Origin of the sequence: Bartonella sp. MM97QHHN, from assembly GCF_042194285.1 — a bacterium.
Taxonomy (GTDB): Bacteria; Pseudomonadota; Alphaproteobacteria; order Rhizobiales; family Rhizobiaceae; genus Bartonella.
Window position 1 is genome coordinate 24,208 of the sequence record NZ_JBHIMS010000044.1, and the last position, 23,517, is coordinate 47,724.

General features: G+C 35.3%; 15 protein-coding genes and 4 tRNA genes. 12 read left to right on the forward strand and 7 right to left on the reverse strand.

Annotation, left to right across the window (positions count from 1 at the left end; translation table 11 throughout):
• Positions 1–363 precede the first annotated feature (363 nt).
• The 8 genes from ACFIJW_RS02305 to mazG all read left to right on the forward strand — a co-directional run bounded on the left by ACFIJW_RS02305 (position 364) and on the right by mazG (position 14,064).
• On the forward strand, positions 364–4,923 hold the full coding sequence (locus tag ACFIJW_RS02305; RefSeq protein WP_375633155.1) for a hypothetical protein: 4,560 nt from the start codon (positions 364–366) through the stop codon (positions 4,921–4,923).
• A gap of 1,001 nt (positions 4,924–5,924) precedes the next feature.
• A complete protein-coding gene (locus tag ACFIJW_RS02310) occupies positions 5,925–8,243 on the forward strand; it encodes an NADP-dependent malic enzyme (RefSeq protein ID WP_375618513.1) in 2,319 nt (772 codons plus the stop codon).
• 189 nt (positions 8,244–8,432) lie between these two features.
• Positions 8,433–8,717 (forward strand): acyl carrier protein, encoded by a 285-nt coding sequence (locus tag ACFIJW_RS02315; protein ID WP_005773457.1) that lies wholly within the window; start codon positions 8,433–8,435, stop codon positions 8,715–8,717.
• 10 nt (positions 8,718–8,727) lie between these two features.
• Positions 8,728–9,903, forward strand: a complete 1,176-nt coding sequence (locus ACFIJW_RS02320) for a beta-ketoacyl-ACP synthase (protein WP_375633156.1) — start codon at positions 8,728–8,730, stop codon at positions 9,901–9,903.
• A gap of 15 nt (positions 9,904–9,918) precedes the next feature.
• Positions 9,919–11,193: a beta-ketoacyl-ACP synthase gene (locus ACFIJW_RS02325; protein WP_375633157.1), complete on the forward strand. Its 1,275-nt coding sequence runs from the start codon at positions 9,919–9,921 to the stop codon at positions 11,191–11,193.
• A 57-nt stretch (positions 11,194–11,250) separates the two neighbouring features.
• Positions 11,251–12,279, forward strand: coding sequence for a zinc-binding dehydrogenase (locus tag ACFIJW_RS02330; protein WP_375633158.1), 1,029 nt, complete (start codon positions 11,251–11,253; stop codon positions 12,277–12,279).
• A gap of 6 nt (positions 12,280–12,285) precedes the next feature.
• Positions 12,286–13,215, forward strand: a complete 930-nt coding sequence (locus ACFIJW_RS02335; RefSeq protein WP_273791402.1) for a lipid A biosynthesis lauroyl acyltransferase — start codon at positions 12,286–12,288, stop codon at positions 13,213–13,215.
• Positions 13,216–13,248: 33 nt separating this feature from the next.
• Complete coding sequence (gene mazG / locus ACFIJW_RS02340; RefSeq protein WP_375633159.1) at positions 13,249–14,064, forward strand: nucleoside triphosphate pyrophosphohydrolase; 816 nt, start codon at positions 13,249–13,251, stop codon at positions 14,062–14,064.
• A 70-nt stretch (positions 14,065–14,134) separates the two neighbouring features.
• Here mazG and ACFIJW_RS02345 read toward each other — a convergent pair whose 3' ends face one another.
• Positions 14,135–14,500 (reverse strand): iron-sulfur cluster assembly accessory protein, encoded by a 366-nt coding sequence (locus ACFIJW_RS02345; RefSeq protein ID WP_375633160.1) that lies wholly within the window; start codon positions 14,498–14,500, stop codon positions 14,135–14,137.
• Positions 14,501–15,088: 588 nt separating this feature from the next.
• Between ACFIJW_RS02345 and ACFIJW_RS02350 the strand changes: the two genes are divergently transcribed.
• Positions 15,089–15,165, forward strand: a tRNA-Pro gene (locus ACFIJW_RS02350).
• A 252-nt stretch (positions 15,166–15,417) separates the two neighbouring features.
• Here the strand turns inward: ACFIJW_RS02350 and ACFIJW_RS02355 are convergent.
• Positions 15,418–15,885 (reverse strand): Hsp20 family protein, encoded by a 468-nt coding sequence (locus ACFIJW_RS02355; protein ID WP_375613075.1) that lies wholly within the window; start codon positions 15,883–15,885, stop codon positions 15,418–15,420.
• Positions 15,886–16,145: 260 nt separating this feature from the next.
• Here ACFIJW_RS02355 and ACFIJW_RS02360 point away from each other — a divergent pair, with 260 nt between their 5' ends.
• From ACFIJW_RS02360 to ACFIJW_RS02370, 3 genes are all read left to right on the forward strand, one after another.
• Positions 16,146–17,063, forward strand: coding sequence for a serine aminopeptidase domain-containing protein (locus ACFIJW_RS02360; protein ID WP_375633161.1), 918 nt, complete (start codon positions 16,146–16,148; stop codon positions 17,061–17,063).
• A gap of 842 nt (positions 17,064–17,905) precedes the next feature.
• Positions 17,906–18,268 carry a cell cycle two-component system response regulator CpdR gene (gene cpdR / locus ACFIJW_RS02365; RefSeq protein ID WP_005773448.1) on the forward strand — a complete coding sequence of 121 codons (363 nt, stop codon included), beginning with the start codon at positions 17,906–17,908 and terminating at the stop codon, positions 18,266–18,268.
• A gap of 97 nt (positions 18,269–18,365) precedes the next feature.
• A tRNA-Val gene (locus tag ACFIJW_RS02370) sits at positions 18,366–18,440 on the forward strand.
• Between the two features lie 1,862 nt (positions 18,441–20,302).
• Here the strand turns inward: ACFIJW_RS02370 and ACFIJW_RS02375 are convergent.
• The 5 genes from ACFIJW_RS02375 to ACFIJW_RS02395 all read right to left on the reverse strand — a co-directional run bounded on the left by ACFIJW_RS02375 (position 20,303) and on the right by ACFIJW_RS02395 (position 23,497).
• A tRNA-Arg gene (locus tag ACFIJW_RS02375) sits at positions 20,303–20,379 on the reverse strand.
• Between the two features lie 39 nt (positions 20,380–20,418).
• Positions 20,419–20,724, reverse strand: a complete 306-nt coding sequence (locus ACFIJW_RS02380; protein WP_375617799.1) for an ETC complex I subunit — start codon at positions 20,722–20,724, stop codon at positions 20,419–20,421.
• Between the two features lie 88 nt (positions 20,725–20,812).
• Positions 20,813–20,889 (reverse strand) — tRNA-Pro (locus tag ACFIJW_RS02385).
• Positions 20,890–21,599: 710 nt separating this feature from the next.
• Entirely contained in the window at positions 21,600–22,289 is a 690-nt protein-coding gene (gene hdaA, locus ACFIJW_RS02390; protein ID WP_375617798.1) for a DnaA regulatory inactivator HdaA, read from the reverse strand.
• The gene (locus ACFIJW_RS02395) at positions 22,286–23,497 is read right to left on the reverse strand and encodes an AI-2E family transporter (protein WP_375617797.1); all 1,212 of its coding nucleotides are present in this window, start codon (positions 23,495–23,497) and stop codon (positions 22,286–22,288) included. The genes hdaA and ACFIJW_RS02395 overlap by 4 nt, the downstream gene beginning before the upstream one ends.
• Positions 23,498–23,517 lie beyond the last annotated feature (20 nt).

The following is a 23,517-nucleotide window of genomic DNA, read 5'->3' on the forward strand; positions in this document are numbered from 1 at the left end:
TAAAAGTAAGCGGACAACAACATTTATTAACGATTATCGATATTAAAGAGAGGCATTTGCACCTTACTGTATATATAACCGCTATTAAAGTCCTTATTTCAAAGACTGCCGGCTTATAAAGCTTTCTATAAACACAAGTTGTAAACAGTATTTTTGTTTTAGTTAGATTTAAATAATAAATTGTTTTCACTATATTTTATAACATTTTTAAACAGGGTATAAGAAACCGCGTTAACTTTATCTTGATAAGTTTTTAAAATTTTTCCCTAAGCATATTCCTTTCTAAATAATTAACAGCTAGTATGTAGAAATTATGTGGAAGAGGACGTATCCCTTTTCCGGCTGTAAGAGTACGAGGCGAGTATGGCACGCAGAACAAAATTGCAAACATTTGAAGTTGAAGTTGAAGAAGCCCTCACAAAAGCTATGAACTTTGATTTCGATGACACAGGATTTGAAACAATATCATCCAATAATTCTGAAAATGTTGTTAATGTCGATGATCTGATTCAAAAAATTGCAATGGCAGAAGAAGAATTTTTTGCTGAAAACGGTACGTCAACTTTTGTTTCTAATATTCATGATGAAGCTGTTATTGATAAATCCGTTGTTGAACAGCTTTTTGCTCCAAAACCTTCACCTGATATTTCAGGTGGAACTGTTCATAATACATTATTGCCTACAAAACTTCTTCCCGCAAATGATGATATAACAACCCCTGTAAATTTTGGACCATTCAAGCAGCGTTCTTCCTCTCGAGTCTACTGGTATACAACAGCGCTTAGTGCTTTATGGGCAACGGGAGGAGCTTTTATTGCGCATAAGCTCGCACCTACCGGACTCAGCTCCTTATCCAATATCAGCACTTTTGTTACATCCCCAACAGGACTTGCTGTAGCAGCCGGAACAGCAATTCCTATCCTTATATCTTGGGGCGTTGCTCAATTAACAAAACGTTCAAACGACTTGCATAATATTGCGCTTCTTATGACCAATGCTGCACAGCGCCTTAGTGAACCACAACATCTATCTGAAAAACAAGCTATTGCTATAGGGCAAACCATTCGTGAAGAAGTAGCAGCAATGAACGAAGGTATTGAACGTACCCTCGGACGTGCTGTTGAACTTGAAGCAATCATACAAGGTGAAGTTCATAATCTAGAACAAGCCTATGCTGAAAATGAATCACGCATTCACACATTAATCAAAGAATTGAGTAATGAACGCATAGCCATTTTGAATCATGCAGATCGCGTACAATCAACAATTAAAGGAACCCAAGAACAACTGAGTGATGAATTTGGTTTGGTTACCTCTAACATTGTAACCAATGTTGAAAAGCTTGCACAAACCCTTTCTCAAACTTTACAAAAACAAGGCGAAGACCTCGTTGAAAAACTTTCCTATGCTGGTGATGGCGTAACAAATCAGCTTGTTGAAAAATTTAACAAAACAACAACACAAATTCAGCAGAAAAACACGGAATTTTTTCATGAATTAGGAAAAAACTTCGATGGCTTTGCAAAACGATTTGATCATAATGAAAAACAAATAGAAAAAACTTTTAATGAAACAGCTGAAAAAGCAGAAGTACATGTTGCTAAAATTGCAACACATATACAAGCAGTAACAGATCAAACTTTGCACGCTGTCGATGAAAAGTTTAAAGCCTTGGATAAAGCTCTTATTGATCGTAATAATCAATCTCTACAGAATTTTGATGAGAAGATCTTAAAGCTCGACGACCAAGCACATAAACTCTCTTCTAAATTTGATAACGTAACCTCGCAAGCAATTGGAGCCTTTGAACAACGTTTAGCAACGGTTGATCTTTCTCTTAAAGAACATAGTGATTCCATCATTGATTCCTTTATAGAACGCAGTCAGGCTTTAGAGGATAATGCTGAAAAACTTGGTAACTTCTTGGAAGCTCATGTCTTGAAAATAAATGAGAACCTCCAAGAAAAAACAGCAGACATTACCCATGCATTTACAAATGGACGTGAAGCTATTCTTTCTGCAATTGATAAAAGTAAAGAAAGTCTGAGAGAAGAAATTCAATATGTCGACAATGCCATTGTTGATATCATACAAGAACGTTCACAAGATTTTAAAGTACAACTTTCTGATCAACGAGCTCTTATGGCAGACATGCTCGATAACGAGAAGAATAAAATTGCGGATACATTAAGAAATCAAATTGATGTTTTATCCCAAAATACTTCTCATATTGAAAAAGTTTTGGCTGACAATGTTCAAGTCGTTGATAAACAAGCTGAAAATCATATTACAAACATCATTCAATGCACTGAAAAGTTACAAGATGTCATTGTACAAAGTTGTAATACAACCCAAGATGCTTTAGAAGCACAAGCGAGAAATATTGATATCCGTGCCGATGCTCTGCGCGACTCTTTAGCGATTAATAGTTTTTCTCTCAATGAAGTTCTTGCCGATCAAGCACGCACACTTGAACAACGCATGGAAACAATCCATAATCTCATTGCAAAAAGTGATATACGTGTCGATGTTGCATTGAAACAACAAATAGATTTAGTTGAGAGTGCAATTGTCGCCAATAATAAAAACATTACTGAAACGGTTCAAGATCATATCAAAAACCTTGAAAGCCATGCCGAAATTTTAAAGAATACGCTCTCTCAATCGAGTGGTGTTTTCTTTGAAACCCTTGAAACACGTATGGAATCATTCGATACAGATCTAGAAGATCGTGCACACAAAATTTTTGAACGGACAACAACGCTAGAGGAAACATTATCTGAAAAATTTAGCCAAATCTGTGAAGCCATTGATATGCAAACATCTGTTATTGAGGAACGTTCTGACACATTAAAAACGTCTCTCATGATTAATAATGAGCAAAGTCAGATAATTCAACAAGCGCTGGAAAGCAGTGTTGACAATATGCGTGTAACCTTAGAAGACTCTGTTAATACAGTGACAGATAACCTGCATAATAAGATTATAAAAGCTTCTGATATTCTTTCTTCTACGAGTGAACAAATTCTTTCATCTGTTACAAATGTTACTGCACAAGCAGAAAATATTCTCTCAGAATCAGGCAATCGCATTGTATCAAATGTCAAAAAAACTGTTTATGATACCAGTGAAAAAGTTCTGTCAGTTCTGTCTGAACAAACAGCGCATACTGTCGAAGCTTTCGCAACAGCCAGTCATAATGCACAAGCATTATTGAATGAAACTATTCACACATCAACAACAGCAATAGAACAAGTTCTTAATGAACGCTGTGATGTTCTTCATCACTCTATGCAAAATCTTAAAAATAATTTAGGATATCAACTCTCTGATGTAACGAGCCGTCTGGAAGATGCTGGAAATCAAACAACAACACAAATTTCAGAACATGTTGGAAAAATAACAGAGCTTACAAATCACTTAAATCAAGCAGCGCAAAATACGACAGAATCAATTGATTCTTTAACACAGCATATCGGTGAACAACTCTCTCTTTCCACACAAAATGCTGAACAAAGAATTTATGCACATAATGAATCTTTAGTGAATAGCTTAACCAAAGCTAACTCTGAAACACTTCAAACAATAACGATTATGAAGGAAGAGCTTGTTAATAATGTCTCATCCATCTTAACACAGTTGAATCAATCAATTTACAATTTTCAGGAAAATAGTAATGTTTTATTATCGGCTGTTCAAAATATTGATGGGCAGTTTAATGAGAGTACGAATAATTTTTTCCGCAACACGGACCAAGTAGCAGAGCGTTTGTCAGCCTCAAATCAAGCGCTCAATACTAATGTTGAAATTCTGCAAGGACTTTCAAAGAGTACCTTTGAACAAATTAATCATATAACGAGTAGTTTTGGTGAACATGCAAAGACACTTTCCCAAACTATTCATGTTCTTGAACAGTCTGAAAATTCACTTAGTGCAACACTTGAAGAAAAACATAATACGCTTTCTGTATTAAGCGATGCTCTTGTTTCAAAGTCTCATGAAATTAATCAAATGATTGGGCATTATGAAAAAATCTTCAACTTAGCACTTGAACGCTCTGATAAGAATGCGCGTAACTCCACAAATTCATTCCAACAATCACTTAATAAGCTTGTTAGTGAAGCATCAACGCGTTTTTCAGAAGCAGCAGAAGATATACGTCGCTCCGCTGATGAAGTTCGTTTAGAGCTTTCAAAGATTAATAATGATATCAATGAAAATGTAAAAAAACTTCCAGAAAAAACAAAAGAAACAACGCAAACAATTCGCACAGCTTTGAATGAACAGATTACAGCGTTACAAGATTTAGTCAGTGTTATACAAAATGATCAAAAGAGCGCACAAAAACAGCTAATATCAGCATTTCCTACATCATCAATGTTTAATCAAAAAAGTGACAGTTCCACTGAGTCTGTTAAAAAGATTGTGCCACCTAAGCCTATTTTGCAACAAGATCAAAGCAAAAAAAGACCAAATAAATGGGTATCAAATCTCTTAGAAAGAGCTTCACGTGAAGAAACATTTTATGATGCTCCCCCTAGTGATGATGTTTTAACATCAGTGCAAACAAAACCATCTCCTGCAAACTGCTCTCTTAATTCATTAGCTTCTGGTATAGTGCAAGCTATTAATCACAATGCCATTGTTGAGCTATGGGATCATTATCAACGTGGACAAAAAAACATCGTAACAGAACGCCTTTATACCTTAAATGGACAAAAAATATTTGAAATGATTAAGAAAAAATATATGAGCGATTTTGGGTTTAAACGTTCAGTGAATCAATATGTTACGGATTTCGAAAAGCTCTTACGTGATATATCGCGCAGTTCTGGCTCTTCCAACTCAGTTCGCAAGTACTTGATATCAGATACCGGAAAAGTTTATACTATGCTTGCTCATGCAAGTGGTCGAATCCAATAACAAATAAGAAAGTGGAAAAAGATATTTTTCCACTTTCTCTCTCCAGTTGTTTTAATGGCTCATCATAGAATGCTTTTTTTTCAACTGTAGCTTTGTACTTCAAAGGTTGGGATAATTGGCATGCGGTTTTCTTTGACATCCTAAGCAATAACCCTAAAGAAGCGTAATGGCTTATCAAACAACGTATCATTCTAAGAATGATAAAGCATGTCTTCTATTTCCTTATCTTTTTCTTAACTCCTTTATTTTTCATAGTTTCATAAAGGTACAAAATCGGTAATAATTATTTTTATTAATTGTGAAAAAAATTCATGCTTTTGTATTAAAATAGCTCATAGAAACACTTCTATTTATTTTTTTTAATGTTTTTTATCCACATATTACTCTCGTTGAATTATCTAAGTAAATATTTTTTATTATATTAGGTGAATTTGAGCTAAAAGAATCTTATTGTATTCAAATTTCTCATTCAACATACGAGATGATTCATTATAAATTATAAAGTTCGCATTATTAAGAGTTCAATTGAATAATAAATAAAACAACTCCCATTTTTAAAGTTCCAATTTCCTTTTAAATAGCTGCAAAAATAATTTATAAATTGCAAATTGTTATTTAAAATTTCTTCTACCTCCCTATAGAAATTTAAATAAAGAAGATGAAGTTAATAGAAAGCACTCTTCTTTTCTTTCCTTAAGTTGTAAGCATTGCAAAAAAAATAATGGCTTGGTAATGTAATTATTAGTAATATTTTATTCGTTTGTAGACTAATCAATTTTTACGGGTTTTATTAAGGAAAGAAAAAACTAATCGTGCTGCTATCAATGAAATTATTCATGCACACAAACAAAAAGAATTATCAAACTGGTTTTACGATCCAGAAGAGTTTTCTCATACTCATACATTTTGATATTCAGAGAAATGAGGATTTATTAGTGGACAAAACCTTATCGTAGATGGAACATCTCATATACACATACGCTAACTTGGATATCATAAAAATGTCTAGAGAACAAAATAGTGATTTCAGTTCACCAAAAGCTGAACTTGACAGTGCCGCACTTTTTTATCACCAACACCCAAAACCTGGAAAATTGGAAATACAAGCAACAAAACCTCTTGATAATCAACGTGATTTAGCTCTTGCTTATTCTCCAGGCGTTGCAGCACCATGTCTTGCGATTCATGAAGATCCCAATCTTGCTGCTCAATATACCTCCCGTGCTAATTTAGTCGCTGTTATATCCAATGGAACTGCTGTTCTTGGTTTAGGGAACATTGGTCCACTCGCTTCCAAGCCAGTTATGGAAGGCAAGGCCGTTTTATTTAAAAAATTTGCGAATATTGATGTTTTTGATATTGAAATTGATGCATCCGATATAGAACAAATGGTACAAACAATATCGACCTTAGAACCTACATTTGGTGGTATTAATCTTGAAGACATTAAGGCTCCTGAATGTTTTGACATCGAAGAAAAACTTCGTGCTAAAATGAAAATTCCAGTTTTTCATGATGACCAACATGGAACTGCCATTATCGTTTCTGCGGCTGTATTAAATGCCTTAAATCTTTCAGGAAAAAAAATTGAAAATGCAAAAATAGTTACCTCAGGTGCAGGTGCTGCTGCCCTCGCTTGCCTTAATCTTTTGGTTCGTCTTGGGGCAAAAGTTGAAAATATTTGGCTTAGTGACTTAGAGGGAGTTGTTTATGAAGGTCGCAAGACCCTTATGGATCGTTGGAAAATCAATTACGCACAAAAAACGGACGCACGAACTTTATCTGATATTATTGATGATGCGGATATTTTTCTAGGCCTATCTGCGGGTGGTGTTTTAAAGCCTGAATATCTTAAAAGAATGGCTCAAAATCCACTCATTTTAGCACTGGCTAATCCAGTACCAGAAATTATGCCTGAAGAAGCACGCTCTATACGACCAGATGCAATGATCTGCACAGGACGCTCTGATTATCCCAATCAAGTTAATAATGTCCTTTGTTTTCCCTATATCTTCCGTGGTGCATTAGACGTAGGTGCTAGTGCAATTAATGAAGAAATGAAAATGGCCGCTGTTCATGCGATTGCTGCCCTTGCACGTGAAGAAACTTCAGATGTTGTAGCACGTGCATACTCGAAAGAACCACCCAATTTTGGACCAGACTATCTGATCCCCTCTCCTTTTGATCCGCGTTTAATACTGCGTATTGCTCCCGCTGTTGCTAAAGCAGCAATGACAACTGGTGTCGCCATTCGTCCCATTGAAGATATGGAGGCCTACTATGATATCCTCAATCGATTTGTCTTTCTTTCTGGTTTAACAATGAAACCTGTTTTTGCTGCAGCAAAAACAGCAAAACGTAAACGCGTCATCTATGCCAATGGTGAAGATGAACGCGTCCTTCGTGCAGCACAAGTTGTCATTGAAGAACAAACAGCAACGCCCCTCCTTATCGGCCGTCCACATGTCGTAGAAGCAAGATTAAAACGCTTTGGTTTAAGAATTCGTCCTGGTATAGATTTTGAATTAACAAACCCTGAAGATGATCCACGTTTTCGTGATTATGTTAATTTATTTTTTCATTATACAGGGAGGCGTGGTGTTACGCCTGAAATGGCAAAAACAGTAGTGAGAACATCAACAACGGCTATTGCTGCCCTTGCCGTTATGCGTGAAGAAGCAGATGCAATGATTTGCGGCTTAGAAGGACGCTTTGAACGTCAACTTGAATTGATTGAACAAATTATCGGTCTTGATCCTCATGTTCACCGTTTTTCTGCTATGAGTTTGCTTATCTCTCAACAACGTACTCTTTTCCTCACAGATACTTACGTCAATGAAAATCCTTCTGCAGAAGAAATCGCTGAAATGACTGTGTTGGCAGCTCAAGAAGTTGAAGCATTTGGAATAACACCAAAAGCAGCCTTATTATCACACTCAAACTTTGGTTCTAAAAACACAGAAAGTGCGCGTAAAATGCGACGTGCAACAGAAATTCTTGCCAAATTACACCCTGATTTAGAAGCAGATGGTGAAATGCATGCTGATGCTGCCCTTTCCAAAGTTTTTCGTGATCGTGTTTTTCCTAATTCTCGTCTTAAAAGTGAAGCTAATTTGCTTGTCTTTCCAACACTTGATTCAGCCAATATCACGCTCAACACTGTTAAAAGCCTCACAAATGCACTCCATGTTGGTCCTATTCTAATCGGGGCAGCACGTCCCGCCCATATCTTAACGCCTTCAGTAACTTCCCGGGGAGTTGTTAATATAACAGCCCTTGCTGTCCTTGCTGCCAATAGAAAAAATAGTCTTGTAAAATAAATGCGCAATAAAATTTCAAAGTTTTTTAAATATTGAGATATAGTATTTCATGTACTGTAAACCTCTTTTCTCTATAGATAAAGACAGCTATATACTGGATTAAGTCTTTTTTTTAAAGAGAAAAAAGGCTAGAAGAACAATATTAAATGTATTTTGAATTTACTAACTCTATAATAAGGAATCCGTACATTGCCTTCCACGTTTGATAAAGTTGCTGATATCATTGCAGAAATCAGTGAAATTGATCGCAATACAATTACACCTGAGAGTCATACAATTGACGATTTAGGAATCGACAGTCTTGATTTTCTTGATATTGTTTTCGCTATTGATAAAGCTTTCGGAATAAAAGTCCCTCTAGAACAATGGACACAAGAAGTCAACGAAGGTACCGTTGCAACAGAAGAATACTTTGTTCTTAAAAACCTTTGTGCAAAAATTGATGATCTCGTTGCCTTAAAACAGGCGGAGTAGTTTTTTCGCCATGCATGATCAATCTGTATTCATCACTGGTATAGGTCTCATAAGCTCTCTGGGGGCAGGAACTGATCAACATTGGAATCTCTTAAATGATCCAATCCGTACACCAAACCTAGATTATACAACTTTTTCACCTTACACGGTTCATAAATTGCCCGAAATTGATTGGAGTTTACAAATTCCTAAAAAAAGTGATCAACGGCAAATGGGAACATGGCAGCGTCTTGGTACCTATGCGGCTGGTCTTGCTCTTGATGATGCTGGCATGAAAAATAATGAACAACTCACTTCAACAATGGATATGATCGTAGCGGCAAGTGGGGGAGAACGTGATATTACTGTTGATACACAGATTCTTTCTAAAGCGCGCGCAGTTGCCGATCATGCTTCTATGTTAAATGTTGCTCTTTCAACTGAACTTCGTCCAACATTATTTTTGGCACAACTTTCAAACCTTTTGGCAGGAAACATTTCAATTGTTCATAAAGTCACTGGATCATCTCGTACATTTATGGGAGAAGAAGGCAGTGGTCTTTCTGCACTTCAAATTGCTGTAGCTCGTATTAAATCAGGTCAAAGTACCCATGCTCTTGTAGGAAGTTCCTATAATGCACAAAGTTATGATATGTTGTTGGCGCATGAGCTTGGTGGTCTTTTAACCCATAATGGATGGAGCCCAGTGTGGAATCGTGGAATCTACCCAGGCGGCGGTGTCATAGCCGGTTCTGGTGGTATCTTCCTAGTTATTGAAAGTGGAGAACATGCCAAAAAACGCAATGCACGTGCTTATGCTGAAATTAGCCAAATTATTACAGACCAAACAGATAGAACCAAAATTCCACTTAGAGATTCAATTGCAACAATGTTAAAAACTGCGGGCGCTAAATCTGCCTTAGCCATTTCAGCAGCCTCAGGAGCTCACGAAGCAACAAAAGCAGAACAAAATGCTCTTGATAATGCTGATCTATTTTACCGTGGCATTACAACATTATTTGGTTATATGCGGGAAGCACAATTTCCTCTAGCTTTAGCTCTTGCAGCACTTTCAATTGAAAAAAAACGCGGTTTTCCAGCGTTAAGTCCTCATGAAAAACCTTTTTCTAAAGAAGTACGTGAAATATTTGTTACAACGATTGGTATAAAAAGAGCTGAAGGTATTGTGCGTCTTACTGCTGTTTGAAGGGGAATTTCTATAGTGAAATATCATGATCATTTTGGGCGTCCACTTGTAGCAATAACTGGTGCAGGCATTGTCACATCACTGGGGCAAGGGAAACATGAAAATTGGCAAAAATTAACAAGTGGTGTAAGTGGTATCCACAAAATAACACGTTTTCCCGTTGAGGGATTAAATACATATATTGCTGGAACAATTGATTTTCTTAAAGAAAGTACACTTGGTGCTTCAGCTCTCTCTGAGAAGCTTGCACATCTTTCTGCTGAAGAAGCTTTAGAACAAGCTACTATTGATAAAAAAAATTTTAATGGACCACTCTTTCTAGCTGCTCCTCCTGTTGAACTTGAATGGAAAGCACGTTTTAGTCTTGATCAAGAGGAAGAATTCAATAATGAGCCTTCTTATGCACATCTTCTTAAAGTCTGTAAGGATAAACTCCATGAGACGCTTTTTGAATCCACACAATTTGGTGCAATTGCAGAAAAACTTCAAAAAACATTTGGCACAAAAGGACTTCCTGTTACACTTTCCACTGCCTGTGCATCTGGTGCAACAGCAATTCAATTAGGTGTTGAGTCTATTAGACGGAGAGAGACAAATAGAGCTCTCATAATTGCGACAGATGGATCAGTTTCAGCAGAATCTCTTATTCGTTTTTCGCTACTATCTGCTCTTTCAACTCAGAATGAGCCTCCAGAAAAAGCAGCAAAACCCTTTAGCCGTGATCGAGATGGTTTTGTTATGGCAGAAGGCTCAGGCGCTCTTGTTCTTGAATCTCTTCAAAGCGCATTAAACCGTAATGCTACAGTTTTAGGAATTTTAGCTGGCTGTGGAGAAACCGCCGATGACTTTCACCGTACACGTTCAAAACCCGATGCATCACCAGCAATTGAATCCGTTCGCAAAGCTTTAGACGATGCAAAAATAACCATCAATGAAATTGACTATATTAATGCCCACGGAACTTCAACACCTGAAAATGAGAAAATGGAATATCTTGCATTATCAACAGTATTCGGTGATCTTTTAGAGCATATTCCTGTCTCTTCTAATAAATCAATGATTGGGCATACATTAACTGCTGCTGGTGCAATAGAAGCGGTTTTTTCGCTTTTAACCATTCAATCGGGAATACTTCCACCGACAATAAATTATGATAATCCTGACCCTACTATCCCTTTAGATGTTGTTCCTCATCATAGCCGTAAGTCCTGTGTCAATGCGGTTTTGTCAAACTCATTTGGATTTGGTGGTCAAAATATGAGTCTTGTTATCACTGCATATAAAGGATAATCCTTTAATAATAAAATTTTATAACGCTAACCAATAATATATTTAAGGGGGATGATAATGCGTGCACTGAAACTCTTCGATGATCGTCGGCTTGAAATCACCAATATTTCCCCGCCATCTTCACCTAGTATAGGTGAAGTAACTGTGCGGATAAAAGCCGTTGCTCTTAATCATATTGATGTATGGGGATGGCGTGGCATGGCTTTTGCGAAAAGAAAAATGCCACTCATCATTGGTGCAGAAGCCTCTGGTGAGGTTATACAAATAGGAGATGGCGTTGAACATCTCCAACTTGGACAGATTGTCTCAATTTATGGTGCACAAACCTGCGGAGTATGCCAAGCTTGTCATGAAGGACGGGATAATCTTTGCAGTAATGTAAAGGGAGTCTATGGTTTTCACCTTGATGGATTTGCGTGTGAGCTTGTCAATTTGCCAGCACGTTTATTAGTTCCATCACCTCCCCAATGTGATGAATTGCAAGCAGCAGTTGCTCCAATTACTTTTGGTACCGTAGAACATATGCTTTTCGATAACGCAAAACTACAAGCAGGAGAAACAATCCTGGTACAGGCTGGTGGCTCAGGTATTGGTTCTGCAGCCATTCAACTTGCAAAACACATGGGCTGTACAGTTATCACAACTGTAGGTTCAGATGAAAAAATTGCAAAAGCGCACTCTCTTGGGGCAGATCATGTGATTAATTATCGTAAAGATCGTTTTGAAGGTGTAGTGCGTAAATTAACCCAAAAAAAAGGTGTTGATGTTGTTTTTGAGCATGTTGGTGTCGATACATGGAACGGTTCTCTGTTATGTATGAAAAAAGGAGCACGCTTAGTGACTTGCGGTTCTACCTCTGGTGTTTCAGCACCAATAAATCTCATGCAATTATTCCAGCAACAGCTCAAGATATTCGGTTCATTTGGCTGCCGTATGGAAAATATGAAAAATGCCATGCAAAAAATGGCACAAAAAGCCGTACACCCTGTCATTGATACAATTGTTGGGCTGGATGAAATTGATACAGCTTTAAAACGAATGGAGAGTCGTGATGTTTTTGGTAAAATTATCCTTAAAATCGATTAAATCATGATGAAGCTTTCTCTTAAAAATCTCATATATCGTATTAAAATTATAGCTAAAAAAATATCCTACTTGTTATGGGCATATCTACTCTTTGGTTCTTTATTTATTCTAAAATGTTTTCCAGCCAAAATGGGAATTTCTTTTTTTGCTTGGTTAGCAAAAAAAATTGGTCCCCTTGTACATCGTCATCAAATCACACTTGCAAACCTTAGGAGTGCATATCCAGAAAAAACAGAGCAAGAACTCCGTGCGATTGCAATAGAAATGTGGGAAAATATAGGACGTTTCCTAGCTGAATATATTTTTCTTGATAAAATTTTTGATTTTGATCCTCATGCAGACGAGCCAGGTTTCATTGAGGTTAAAGGCATTGAAATATTTGAGCGATTAAAAAATGAAAAAAAACCACATATTTTTTTCACCGCACATACTGGCAATTTTGAACTTCTGCCTATTTGTGCACAAAGTTTTGATCTTAATGTTACGGTATTATTTAGACCACCCAATAATCCCTATGTTGCCAAACGAATCCTTAAAGCACGACAAACTTCTATGGGACATCTTGTTCCCTCCAAGGCCGGTGCAGCATGGGCATTAGCAGCCAAATTAGAAGAAGGTGAAAATGTTGGTATGCTCGTTGATCAAAAATTTCGCCGCGGTATCATGGGAACATTTTTTAACAGACCTCTTAAAACAAACCCCTTAATTATAAAACTTGCTCGACAATATGACTGTGATATTTATCCAGCACGTTGTATTCGTTTGCCTAGTGGACGTCATCGTTTAGAGTTATATGAACATGTAGAACTTCCACGTGATGAAAAAAATGATATCGATATAGCTGCTTCTACGCAAAAATTAAATGATATTGTTGAATCTTGGGTCCGTGAATATCCTGGACAATGGATGTGGTTACATAGACGTTGGGACATCTAACATAAGCTCTATTGCTTACAAAGGAAGTGCAAAATGTTAGCCTCAAAAGATATCAGAGATCTCACTACAATTATCACTGCATTACGAAACTCTGATAATGGTTGTATCTGGCATAAAAAACAAACTTTTGAATCCCTCATACCCTATATGCTCGAAGAAGTTTACGAAGTCATCGATGCCATTGAACGAAAAAATCGAAAGGATCTCTGTGAAGAACTTGGGGATCTTCTTTTACAAGTTGTCTATCATGCTACCATAGCACAAGAAGAAGGCAGCTTTACTTTTGAAGATGTTGTTTATGCAATCACGGAAAAAATGATTCGACGCCATCCTCATGTTTTTGGAAATGCCGAGCAAAAAAAACGAGGATTTATAAAAGAGGAGTGGGAATATATAAAAAAAAGAGAACAGGTTGAACAAAAAAGAATGTGCGAAGAAAAAAACAACAATTCCTCCACAAGCATACTCGCAACAGTAAAACAAATCCAGCCAGCAAACCAAGAGGCACTTGCTTTACAAGAAGCAGCAGCTAAAGTAGGTTTTGATTGGCAAAAAAGTGATAAAGTTTTTGAAAAAATAGAAGAAGAACTGGAAGAGCTCAAAGAAGCCATCAAAAGTAAACAAAACTCAGAAATAGAAGCAGAGTTTGGAGATCTCTACTTTATACTTCTTAATCTCGCGCGCCACTTAGCGATTGATTCACAAAAAGCATTAAAAAAAACGAATATAAAATTTCGAAATCGTTTCGCCTATATTGAAGAAAAGCTATCCACTCAATCTAAAACACTCACTGACGCATCCTTGAATGAAATGGAAGCACTTTGGAAGCAAGCTAAAAATGAACGATAAAAAATAGTAGATTTCTTCTACCTAAAAGAACAAGCCCCTCTAAAATTACTAAATTATAATTTAGCTCAGCTCAATTTGTTTTATATTGATCCTGCGTAGCAGGACGAAGTTCCACCGATTCGCCACACCCGCATGCTGAAACTTGATTAGGATTTTTAAAGACAAAACCAGACCGCAACGTTGTCACTTCATAATCCATCTGCGTTCCTAATAAAAATAATACCGCATCATGTGCTACAAAAACACGGGCACCATTCACTTCAACAACATCCGCAGCTATCCCCTTTTCTTTGACAAGAGTAATTGTATACTCCATCCCTGCACAACCACCTTTTTTGATACCAACAAGAATACCCTGTGCATCTTTTGCATCCATAATCGCTTTAACACGATCCACTGCTGCTTGCGTCAAATTTATTACCGAAAAACGGCTCATAGTTTACTCTTTTCTTAGTTCAATAGACACTTTGAAAGTTTTTCCTCTATAATATTTTATCTGATCTTTTAGAAAAAAAACGAAACATAAATTAAAGCATTCTGACCTTGTTTATTTGGATAAAAATACATACCCGTAAAATGAGATTTGTAATTATACAATCCAGAACTTACAATTTTTTATCCACATAAAATGCAAAATACCTCATCTATAAAACTCTAAAAAAACGAAACTTTTCAAAACCATACATTCACTCCTCTTCTTTTGAAAATCCTTATCTTTTTAGAAAAGTAACGATTAGGTAAGAAAACAATATACCTTCCGCACTCATTTGCTCCAATTCATACCCCTAAAGTCACCAATCTTACCCCCCTCCTCACAATCTCAAAAGTAATTAAATGCATACATCTATTAACTATAAAGCTAAAAATTTAATGATCACAAAGAATTTTACAAATTCGTTATTTATATTGATGTCCAAAATTTTTACTTTCAAAAGCTCTAAGTGCAAAAGCATTTTAGATTTTATTCTGTTTATTTTTTCTCTTGCCTTTAAAGAAACAGTCATTTAATCATTTTACACGAACTCGGAGCGTAGCGCAGCTTGGTAGCGCACTTGACTGGGGGTCAAGGGGTCGTGGGTTCAAATCCCGCCGCTCCGACCATTTTTAAAATGCTATAAAATAAGCTTACTTAAAAAGTGAATTATTATGCATTTCAATTGCACACACATGATTTTTTTCTTCAACGTAGAATAATGTGCAATGATATTTTATCATAAATTCGAGATAAGCTGTTTTATTAAAATGCGCTTCGCTCTTAGGAAAACACATACGAAACGCGAGACCTTTTGCCTCGCGTTTCTTATTCTTCAGAAAAATTTATAATTATTCGATCTCATATTTTCTAAATTTTCTTTACACGATAACGTCGCTGTTATCATTTTTTGTAATGGATGGTGACATCTGTACGGTTATCTTTTTGGGTTTTAATTCAGCTGGCATTTCCCTTTTAAGCTGAATATGAAGAAGCCCATCTCCAAGTTCTGCCCCAATAACCTTAACATGATCAGCCAAATGAAAACGCCGTTCAAAAGCACGCGAAGCAATACCTCGATAAAGGAATTCTCGCTCTTCATCATCATTTTTAGACTTTCTGTCTCCCTTAACGATCAGCTGGTTACAATGCGTTTCAATATCAATTTCATCTTGAGAAAAACCAGCAACAGCCATAGAAATTCTATAAGAATCTTCAGTTAAACGCTCGATATTATAAGGGGGATAAGAAGAAACTTCGTCTGGTTGTGTTCTAGAATCAAACCAGTTAAAAAGATGATCAAAACCTACTGTGGAACGATAAAATGGTGAAAAATCTACTTGACGCATAATATTGCCCTCCTCTAGAGCGACTATAATTTATAATTAATTCACAAAGTTCCCACATGGCAAACTTACTTGTGAACCTGCGGCCCCATCATGGCAACCGCACTATATTATCTAGTAATCGTTTTTCTTTATTTCAACTCTTTGGGACCTAAATTGATAAAAACTATCTAAAAAGCAATATACCCCTTTTTTAATCCTCTTTCTTCATTACATAAATATCAAAGCACTAAACGGCAAATACACTGTAAAAAGGATTTCAATTGGAAACACCTCTTTATCCCATAGACTGGGGTTCCACTTCTCTTAATATCCATCATGATACTCTTAAAATAGCAATAGATCACGAAATTCGTTTTGCTATAACATATCCTGAGGTGAAAAAATCTAAGGGAACAATTGTTATTCTCAAAAGCTACGCAAATACTTTAGAAAAATATTTTTTATTAATAAATGAAATTTCTAAACGCGGTTTTCATACAGCAATATTTGACTGCTTTGATCAAAAAAAAATATCCTTCAAGATAAGAAAACAAAGACGATATCATTGTTTTGATATAAATAATGATATTAATGACTTATATAAATTTCTTAAAAATATTGTTTATCCTAATTGTCCGCCGCCTTACTCTATGCTCACCTATGGCATAGGTGGATTGATAGCACTTAGCGGATTAGATCTCATTAATCATCAGTTTAATAGATTGCTCTGTGTTTCTCCTCTTTTTGCTCCATTCGGCAATAAAACGAATAGTTTTCAACATAAATTAACACAATTTCTTTCTGATATAGGTCTTGGCTTTATATCAGTGAACGATGGGAAAAAATTAAACAAGACAAAACAAAAAAATATACAATTGGGACACATACATAAAGTGCCGCTCCCTTCCATTAAGCCCCCAACATCCCAATGGATGGCTTCAGTATTTAATGCGATTGATTCTATGAAGAGAAATGTACTTCATGGAAATTTACGAATCCCAACACTCTTTATTCTTGCCAATCAAAACAATATTGCAAACAACATTGAAGTGCGGCAATTATGCCAACACACACGTCTAACAGAAAGTATTACTATTACAGGCGCTGAACTGGATACAATTATGGTTAACGAAGATTATAAAAAACAATTTTGGGCTGCATTTGATGCCTTTATTCCCGATAATGTATCTGTAAAATAACACTAAACCTTAATTTCCGCTCCACCCCATCAAAAAAGAAAATTTCTACGAGCATTGGATCTACAAACACTTTATAAATATAATAGATTTTTCTTTCCAACCACTCATATGATTCGTTTTCTAGCCTTTACAGGCAAGCCATGACCTAAATATTCACCACGCATTCTAATAAAAAACTAATATACAAAGTATATCATTACATTAAATAATATTATTTTACATCATAAAAAATAACTTAATAAAAAAACTATTTATATAAATAAAAATAATAAATATATCTTAATATAACATGATACATATTTACAAATAAAGCATCAAAATACTATTTTTGATCTTTTATTAAGTGATAATTTAATATTATATCTAGGAAAACAATAGTTTTCATCTATTTAAGAAAAAAATGGAAATAAAGCGCATTTATAATATTTATTACAAATCTCTATAAAAACAAATAACTATAAAATTTCTATTTCTTAGGAGAACTTTTTAAAAACAATAAATTAACATAATATTCTTCTAATTTCTCGATATATGAAAACCCTACAATAACGGTTTTCATAAGTTTTTTAATGGAATTCTGATAATAATCAGTAACTTTAAAAGAAAAGATAGTAATGAATCATCTTAGTAGTTTTAGAGAACCCCTTCTTTTTTCAAAATCACATATATTTCGAATTTAACCAACTCACAACGAATATGCTGTATTTTGAATCAGAATGTAAGAATTAACCATTTTGCCATTCATTTCAATTATGAGCATTTTACCATCTTTTTTATAAATACTCTATATTGTATAATTGATGCGGCAAAACTCTGACAAATGGAGCCATTGGAATATAATCATGAAACGAATCCTGCTCGCAGAAGATGATAACGATATGCGTCGCTTTCTCGTAAAAGCCCTAGAACGTGCAGGCTACGAAGTCGCCGATTTCGATAATGGTATTAGCGCATATGAACGTTTACAAGAAGAGCCATTTTCCCTTCTCCTGACTGATATTGTGATGCCAGAGATGGACGGAATCGAACTTGCACGACGTGCGACTGAGATTGACCCCGATTTACGAGTAATGTTCATTACGGGTTTTGCAGCGGTAGCACTCAATTCAAATAGTGATGCCCCTCCTGATGCAAAGGTTCTCTCTAAGCCATTTCACTTACGTGAACTCGTCAATGAAGTTGAAAAGATCCTTATCGCTGCTTAAAAAGTATTTTTTAAAGTTATTTGCATCTGTTGAAAGAGAAAATAAAATTAGGCATTGACGTTTGGCATTCTATATGGTGTATGCAACATCAATGAATGGGCGTGTAGCTCAGCGGGAGAGCACTACGTTGACATCGTAGGGGTCACAGGTTCAATCCCTGTCACGCCCACCATTCAACTTTATAGTATAAATAAATTATCGAATTATCGTATTCTTCCAAGGTACGGGATGCGTAAATAAAGATTCGGAAATAAGATTTTGCAACATGCCTCTACAAAGGGCATACTTTACGGAGTGTTTCTAATATTTTTTACGTTCTGATAGCGCCTCTTGGGGGAAAAAGTATCACAAACGTAATAACAGCCTCATTTTTCAACAGATTAGAAGTTTGATTTTAAAATTCTTTCCACAAGCATAGGCTTCCGTTCTAAAAAATATTGTTTATTTCCTGATCTATCCTCTGTTTTTCTTAATTCTTTCATGTCTATTGGTATACACTTGTTGTCTAAACAGTTAGATATAACAACAGTCACTTCGATAGATATAAAACACTTAACCTTAGAGCTGTATTTTGAGTTTACCAATTACAGATTATAATAAAATATTAAAAAGAGTAAAAAACACGATAAAAGCAAATTTTTTCATTCTAAAAATACATTGATTTATAATCATGTTTTATTGTTTGCCATGTTGAATGAGAAATCCGAATATCGTAATGTTTTCTCATTTCAAACCTATTTATATTGAATCAAACAAAACCGTCTCTCTTACACGTCATAAGAGGAATTAGTATTAAGTAAAAATTGTATAAAAAAGCACAAAAATGCCGATAAATGCCTCAAGTGCTGAGATCTATTGCAACATCGGAGGCTGACAAATAGGCAAAGTGTATGATAATGTCAGCTTATTTCTTCATAAGTGTAAAGATGATGGAGCTCAATGGATTTATCATTGTACCATTCACGAGCGCCAGAGTGAAGTGAGCTTTAAGAGATATCTCTTAAAACAAAGCCTGTAAAATGGCATTCTCCTCACACTGTATTCCTATTGAAATAATGATCACCTTGAACCGTGTGAGTTTAGATCTTCAGAGCTCATCTGTATAACATTTTAATGTGATTGTTATCCAATATTAAAATACTTCTAACATGATGTACAAACTATAAAGAAATAAGAAAAAACATTTGAAAATGTAAATATGAAATCTAAAATTTAACTCTAAGATACAATCTATCTTCATTCATATAAATATACAGTATACATTCTTAAACCTATAAGACTAAGAAAACCTAAACATTGATGAAACCTATAACCCTACCTGAGAAACAGTGACAATCATGTTAAATCAAATTGTCCGCAAGTGTCTCTCATTGAAAAAAACAATATCTTATCTGGACGGCACATATAACATCTTTTTATACGAAAAAACTATAAAGAAGTAATTCGTTATGAATCACAGCTTCCAAGACAAGAAGATATTTTCCACCTCTTGTGCCATCTGTAAATTCTCATCATAAACAGATATCGTTTTTATTCTTCAATGTTTCATAAACTGTTCTAAATCGAATCCATCATGCCTTGTATCTAATCAAAATCGATCTTACCAAAGATCATGCTAAAAAACGTAATAATATTATTCATAAAAAATAAAAAAATCACAATAGATGTTTTTGGGCAATTTCACCAGCATTAGCCGCAATGCTTAAATCTAATCTAAGAAATAAAATATTCATTTTCAGAAAGATGAAAAGAAGCTCATAAAAAAGAGTTTTTGTAATCTGTTTCCTAAAGCATGTGATATAATAGCAACACGCGGCAAGAATATGCAATGCTAAAGTTTCAGCAATCAAAAGCAATTTTTACTGAAAAAAGAGAAAACAGCATCATTTTATACTAAAACAGTCAACAGAAAACGTTTAGCAACAAAATAAACCAAAAAACATCAAAAAGATTCGGGATTATACAGAAAAATAAGCTAATAGAATAAAAGGAAAACTCTCTAACTTTTTATAGCCTATAAATATCATTTAAACATGGTGATCCCGACAGGATTCGAACCTGTGACCCACGGCTTAGAAGGCCGTTGCTCTATCCAGCTGAGCTACGGGACCCAACTGATTATTTTCTCAATTCAAAATAGCATCTTCAATTCAATGTGTCCAAGAATGCTGCCGATCACTGCGAAAATTATCAGAATAAGAAATAGCACGTCGAATCGATGTATGTTTCTTTTCTACACGGTAAGAGATAGCATTCTTACGTGCAAAAGCAATCGCTTCTTCCTTCCTATTAAATCGAATCCTTACCTGATTATTCATATCAGACGTTGCTGTGTAGCCCATAAGAGGTTCAAGCATTTTTGCTTTCATTGGCTCATACTCTAGAATCCAAAAACCTGTATTCCCCTTACCTGACTGCATAGCTGTCTTAGCAGGACTATAAATACGTGCGATCATGCCTTTTTCCTTCAGATTACACAACGCTTGGATGATAGTTTTCACCACACGTACCCAATTGGGTCATTCTCACACACTCAATCAAATATGGTCGGAGCGATAGGATTCGAACCTACGACCCCCTGATCCCAAATCAGGTGCGCTACCAGGCTGCGCTACGCTCCGCCATTTACATTTACTTGATGCACATTTCCTAAAATTTTCACAACAGAAGTGCAAGAGAAAAACACACTTTTTTTTAATTTTGTTGTATTTCTTTACAAAAAAGCACATTTTTTAATTTTTCCCTCTACTCAATAACAAATTTATTGACAAATAGTAGAAAATAACTTCCGTAAGAAAATCCAATCTATATTAAAAAATAACGAATTTCTCTATAAGGATTTCATAATTTTTATCCTGTTTTAAGCAAGCTCTCATTGTATCAAAACACATTCCACAGATACAATTTTAGAAAAAAATGACTTAAATATTATAGAAAAACTTTCCCAAAGAGAACATAAGCCAAAAAATTCAGCTGTATTAAGCTTTTTTCCCCTCTTTTTCTATCTTCCCAAAGACTCTTTTATTAAAAATTCTAGAATCTTCTACAATCCAAATCCATAAACAACAAACATTTTTTCAAAGCACAAAGGTTTTATTATAAATAAAATACAGCGCTCTTTTTAGAAAAATTTTCAAATACGAAGATGGTAAGAATTCAACATCATACAATAAAATCTCAAAGCTATTTAAAATAAAAACACGATAAGAGTAAAAAATACTATTTTTTACTCTTATATAGATATCCAAAAAGAAAAAATTTAAATGACTTGTCTTCCACATATTGAAACGATAATAGAAGGACAGAATAAGTAAGCCATGATAAGGAGTATTTACGGATTTCTTCTATTTAAAACTTCAGCAATAACAGCACGTGTTATTTTTCTTTTTCTTTGTAATGCCAACTGATCAACAGAATCAATAACACGCTTCAATGAAAATAAAGAACGTTCACAACGGCTTACAAGATAATAAACCGTATCTGGATGTACAATAAGTTGCCTATCGGAAAAAAGCTTAAATGCAACAGCTGTTAACAATGCATCATCAGGCTGATTAATTTCAACGAACATCACCGAATTAAGGCGACTTTTTAGATCATTTAACATTAAATTCCAAGCGGAAGGAAGTGTTTGTGCCGTCATCAATAAAGTAGCTTGTCGTGCATCAAGATTTGCTTGCTTAATACTGTTAATTAAATGAAAAAGTTCTGTCTCATTGATTTCACCTGTATCAATATCCTCTATTAAAAATGATCTGCCTAAAGAAGCCATAGTAACAGCCTGATCAAGTTCATTGTGCTGAATCCTGAAAGCATCTGCTTTTTGGAGCCATATATTAGAAAAATGCGTTTTTCCAGATCCTTCTTTACCAACCAAAACTGCAATAGGTAAGCTCCAATTGGGCCAGTGATCAATAAGCTGAAAAGCCATACGATTGCTTTCCGTTACCACTAAATCCTCAAATTGAAAAATCGGATCATAAGGAAAATTTAAAGATAATTGCGTTTCACGCCCATTCATTTTAGCGGCTCCGAATTTCCGCTTCGCGAATACATCTGAGAACTCAGATAAGTATGAAGAGCAAAACGAACTAAAACGCCAACAGCCGCTGCCGCAGGAACAGCAACAAGCATACCAGTAAAACCAAAGAGTGAAGAAAAAGCAAAAAGTGAAAACATCAACCATACAGGATGTAATCCCACTGATGAACCTACAAGCTTGGGTTGAAGAATATAACCTTCAATAAATTGACCAATTAAAAAAAGTGCCATCACAACAATGATTCCCCCCCAATTATTGGGATAAAACTGGACCCATGCAATACCAACAGAAAGGACCAAACCACTCATTGTGCCGATATAAGGAATAAAGCTAATAAGACCAATAAACATACCAATCAAAAGACTAAAATTGAGTCCTGCAATCGTTAAACCAATAGCATAATAGCCTCCCAATATGAGACAAACTGTTCCTTGTCCACGAACAAAGCCTGCAATAGCTCTATCCATTTCATGAAAAATACTACGGACGGTTTCAAGATGATCACGCGGTATTAACGAATCGATTGCTGTTACCATACGTGGCCAATCTAATAACATATAAAATGCCACCACAGGTGCCACAACAAATAGGCTAACGATATTAACGATTGACTTTCCTGACTTTAAAAGTGAATTCAAAAGAGACGTAATAAAATCCGAACCTTCGCCCAAAAATCCTTTAATATTATTCCGTAATTCATTTGGATCACTTCCAAAATAGCGCCTTAACCAATCAAAATCATGCTCAACAAAAAAGGTTTGAATACGATTAATATAAACAGGTAAACCATCACTCATAAATTGCTGTATTTGCCAACTAATAACAGGAATCAAAATAACTAAAGCAGCAACAAAGGTAATAACAATAAATAAGGTAATAAGGACAGTCCCAAACACACGACGAATACCAAATTTTTCAAGTAATTGAACAATGGGATTGAGAAAATAAGCCAACACAATCCCTGCCACAAAAGGAAGCAAAATCGATCCAAAAACAAACATAAAAAGAATGAAAAAAATCAGCGTACCAAGCCAAAAAAAGATTTGTCTTTTCATATTATTCGGCAACGGTAATTGAGTATACGCTGGCACATAAGTCTTATAACGATCACGAGATGTATTCTCACTCACTTTCTTTCTCATAAGTTGCCAAGAAGACTGTTCGTGATTATCTGATATCTTGCTCATAAAATATCCTAAAAAAATCT

Coding starts and splice junctions, on each gene's coding strand:
- ACFIJW_RS02305 (WP_375633155.1), top strand. CDS start 364: ATGGCACGCAGAACAAAATTGCAAACATTTGAAGTTGAAGTTGAAGAA.
- ACFIJW_RS02310 (WP_375618513.1), top strand. CDS start 5,925: ATGTCTAGAGAACAAAATAGTGATTTCAGTTCACCAAAAGCTGAACTT.
- ACFIJW_RS02320 (WP_375633156.1), top strand. CDS start 8,728: ATGCATGATCAATCTGTATTCATCACTGGTATAGGTCTCATAAGCTCT.
- ACFIJW_RS02330 (WP_375633158.1), top strand. CDS start 11,251: ATGCGTGCACTGAAACTCTTCGATGATCGTCGGCTTGAAATCACCAAT.
- ACFIJW_RS02335 (WP_273791402.1), top strand. CDS start 12,286: ATGAAGCTTTCTCTTAAAAATCTCATATATCGTATTAAAATTATAGCT.
- mazG (WP_375633159.1), top strand. CDS start 13,249: ATGTTAGCCTCAAAAGATATCAGAGATCTCACTACAATTATCACTGCA.
- ACFIJW_RS02345 (WP_375633160.1), bottom strand. CDS start 14,500: ATGAGCCGTTTTTCGGTAATAAATTTGACGCAAGCAGCAGTGGATCGT.
- ACFIJW_RS02355 (WP_375613075.1), bottom strand. CDS start 15,885: ATGCGTCAAGTAGATTTTTCACCATTTTATCGTTCCACAGTAGGTTTT.
- cpdR (WP_005773448.1), top strand. CDS start 17,906: ATGAAACGAATCCTGCTCGCAGAAGATGATAACGATATGCGTCGCTTT.
- ACFIJW_RS02380 (WP_375617799.1), bottom strand. CDS start 20,724: ATGATCGCACGTATTTATAGTCCTGCTAAGACAGCTATGCAGTCAGGT.
- hdaA (WP_375617798.1), bottom strand. CDS start 22,289: ATGAATGGGCGTGAAACGCAATTATCTTTAAATTTTCCTTATGATCCG.
- ACFIJW_RS02395 (WP_375617797.1), bottom strand. CDS start 23,497: ATGAGCAAGATATCAGATAATCACGAACAGTCTTCTTGGCAACTTATG.